Source organism: Sulfuricurvum sp. RIFOXYD12_FULL_44_77 (assembly GCF_001830725.1).
GTDB classification, from domain to species: domain Bacteria; phylum Campylobacterota; class Campylobacteria; order Campylobacterales; family Sulfurimonadaceae; genus Sulfuricurvum; species Sulfuricurvum kujiense_A.
Genome location: NZ_MIBU01000256.1, coordinates 1 through 3,380, shown reverse-complemented (window position 1 = coordinate 3,380; position 3,380 = coordinate 1). Strand labels below are relative to the sequence as shown.

Below are 3,380 nucleotides of genomic sequence, written 5' to 3'. Positions count from 1 at the left end.
TCGAAGCGATGACGTTGGTTCAGAAGATCAAAGCGATTGACAGCGTTGTGGACGAGTCGATTCGTCAGTTCTTGATTATGGACGGCGGAAATATGGAGGTTATCGATATCAAGGATTCCCCTGATTATATCGATGTCTATATTCGCTATTTAGGGGCTTGTAACGGCTGTGCAAGTTCAAGTACGGGGACATTGTACGCTATCGAAGCGACACTCAAAGAAAAACTCTCTCAAAAAATCCGCGTTTTACCGATTTAATAAACTCTCTTTAGATTCCCGCTACTGCGGGAACCTCTTTGTTAAAAATTTTTATCAAACCAATCGGCTACTTGAGACCGAATCGTATGTCTCAACTGAATCCCCGCAATAAAGTTATTATGCTGTGCTTTGTTAAGCAAGCTGACAAGGGCATTGCGTCGTTTGGAGAGGAAGGGATGATCGATTTGTCCGGGGTCACCCATAACGACGAGACGTGTCTCATCTCCCATACGGGTTCCGATGAGTTTTAGGGTCGCATTGGTCATATTTTGGGCTTCATCGATGATAACGAATTTGCGTGATATGGTCGTCCCTCGCAAGTGGGCGATGTCCATCACTTCGATGTTGTATTTTTTCATAAACACTTCGGTTGCATTTTCCCGTTTGACCGAGTTTGTAGTGCCGGTATACTCGACCCGCGCGTCGATGGAGCGTTTGCTTTGGTGCTCGATGGTGAAATTGACCGCCGCATAGAGAGGGTACATGAAGTATCCGAGTTTCTGTTCTTCATCCCCTTTACGAAATCCGAGCTCTGCTTGCTGATCGTTGGAGGTGACGGTGTTACGGGCATAAACAATCCCCTCGACAATCCCCTCTTCGACCAGCTCCAGTCCCGCTTGGAGGGCGACAAGGGTTTTTCCCGATCCGGTAGAGCCTGAGACGACGCTAACGTAGTTTTGTGGATGGGTCATCATCGCATAGTAGAATTTTTGCTCCAGATTAAGGGGACGGACAAGCTCTTCGTTAAAATGTTCCCCGAAGCGGCGATCAAAATCACACCATTCAATTTGGTTGTTGAAACTAAAAGCGTGACGTTGAATCCCCGTTTCGTACATCTCTGAGGTGGTACTGCGTGCTTTTTGGACAAACGTGAGTTGGTCAAAATTGTGATGAACTGCATCTGCGGGGAGGGCGGGAGTCTCTTCGTACTCGTAGGTGTAGGTAAAGTCGATTTGTTCCGGTGCTTCTACACTGCTGTTTCGGATGCTTTGGGTGCGGATTCCCCGAATCTCGGCGGCAATACGAAATGACATGTCATTGCTGAGGAGGGTGAGATCGTAATCATCGGCAATCTCACCGATCTTGGCATCATTGATCCCTTTGGGTTCGGAGAAGTTGTGAGCGACACGATAGTGTTCTCGGTGGACGATAAAGAGATCGATGAGATTCGCTTCTCCGCCGTGAAGGGAGCGATCATAATTGAGAGCTAAACGATAGTAGCGGTCATTTTTGCACTCTTCTACATCAACATGCTTGCGGACGCATTCGGGAAGCTCTATAAAGCTGATGGGTTCGCCCCACGCCGCATCGGCAAGACGAAAAAATTCGCGTGCCTGAAACCCCGCTTCGGAGCGCATGTCATCTTTTTTGCTGTTAAGTTCAGCCAAAACAATGTTGGTTATAACGATACCGTTGTGATTTTCATCACTGATTCGTAAAATGTTGGTGGGGTCATCAAGGATAACGGACGTATCGAGGAGGTAGCAGTTTTGAGTTGGACTCATCACAAAGAACCCTTTTTATAGGAATTCTCTATGGTAGCAAAACTAATCTTAAGTGTAGTAATTCTTGATACCGTTCATCGTAGAACCCATGTTAAGGAGTATCATATCGGCAACTACAAGTGCTGCCATCGACTCGGCAACAACCGAACCGCGCACGGCGACGCAGGGATCATGTCTCCCTTTGAGAGAGACGCTAACGCTTTCGTTGGAGGTATTGGTGCTCTCTTGGTCGATAAAGATCGACGGGGTCGGTTTGAAGTGGACACGCAACACTACATCATCACCGTTACTCATACCGCCCAAAATCCCCCCTGCATGGTTGGATTTAAAACCCTCAGGGGTGATAGGGTCGTTATTTTGGCTGGCGAGAAGCTCTGAACTGTGAATCCCCTCTCCGATCTCCACCGCTTTAACGGCATTGATCCCCATCATCGCTTCTGCCAATACGGCATCGAGTTTGTAATAAAGCCCTTGCCCCAATCCGATAGGGAGGTTTGAAATTTTGATCGTAGCGACACCGCCGACTGAGTCATGTCCGTTTTTAGCTTCCAAAATCGCCGCTTTTTGAGCCTCTTCGACGTTTTTATCGAGAGCATAGATGGGGCTACTTTTCGGATAATTAAAATCGAGAGATTGGGCTTCGATACCGTGAATAGCACTGATACCGCTCGCAAACTCTATCCCGAGAGATTTGAGCATTAATTTAGCCACTGCACCCCCCGCAACGCGCGCCGCTGTTTCCCGTGCACTTGAGCGTCCGCCGCCGCGATAGTCACGGAGGCCGTATTTGTGAAAATAGGTGAAATCGGCATGTCCAGGGCGAAAAATATCTTTGACATTGGAGTAGTCGCCGCTTTTTTGGTCGGTGTTGTAAATGACTAACGTAATCGGGGTTCCGGTACTGAGCCCTTCGAAAACACCGCTGAGGATTTCGACCTTGTCCTCCTCTTTGCGGGCGGTGGCAAATTCGTTTTGTCCCGGTTTGCGACGATCCAACTCGCTTTGGATAAAGGCTTCATCGATGGCGAGTCCCGCAGGAACACCATCAAGTACACACCCTATCGCTTTTCCGTGGGACTCACCGAAGGTGGTCATTGTAAATCGTTCACCAAACCGGTTCATTTAAGCTCCTTGCTCAGCATTTCAAGGGCGATTTGTGCCGCTTCTTGTTGCGCCTGCTTTTTACTTTTTCCCTGAGCGGAGGCGTATCGCTTGCCGTCGATGATGACGGCCACTTCAAACTCTTTTTTGTGATCGGGGCCGTGAGCGGCGATGAGCTGATATTCGGGAGTTGTACCGTAGTGGGCTTGGGTCAGCTCTTGGAGAGAGGTTTTGTAATCTTTGAAGAGGGAATCGAGCGAAATATCGGGATGGACATGCTCGAGAAGTTCGATCGTGATCTCTTGAACTTTTTGGAGACCCGTTTCGAGGTAGATAGCCCCCATAAGTGCCTCAAAAGCATTGGAGAGGAGAGAACTTTTGGTTCGTCCGCTGTTGTTCTCTTCGGCATTGGAGAGAAAAATATGCTCCCCCAATTTCAGATAGATAGCCAGAGAGGTAAATCCCCCCTCGTTAACAAGAGAAGCGCGCATCTTGGAGAGTTTTCCCTCATCGAACG

Annotated in this window: 4 protein-coding genes; 1 reads left to right on the top strand and 3 read right to left on the bottom strand. The window is 48.4% G+C overall.

The features are described 5' to 3' along the window. Positions 1–257, top strand: a 257-nt coding sequence (locus A2517_RS09065) for a NifU family protein (RefSeq protein WP_294896268.1), incomplete at its 5' end; no start/stop codon positions are given. A gap of 41 nt (positions 258–298) precedes the next feature. On the opposite strand, the gene A2517_RS09060 is transcribed toward A2517_RS09065, so the two are convergent. From A2517_RS09060 to A2517_RS09050, 3 genes are all read right to left on the bottom strand, one after another. Beyond that, the gene (locus A2517_RS09060; protein ID WP_294896266.1) at positions 299–1,762 is read right to left on the bottom strand and encodes a PhoH family protein; all 1,464 of its coding nucleotides are present in this window, start codon (positions 1,760–1,762) and stop codon (positions 299–301) included. Positions 1,763–1,810: 48 nt separating this feature from the next. Next, positions 1,811–2,884, bottom strand: a complete 1,074-nt coding sequence (gene aroC / locus A2517_RS09055) for a chorismate synthase (protein WP_294896264.1) — start codon at positions 2,882–2,884, stop codon at positions 1,811–1,813. Next, the coding region (locus A2517_RS09050; protein ID WP_294896262.1) for a putative dsRNA-binding protein at positions 2,881–3,380 on the bottom strand (500 nt) is incomplete at its 5' end. The genes aroC and A2517_RS09050, both read right to left, overlap by 4 nt.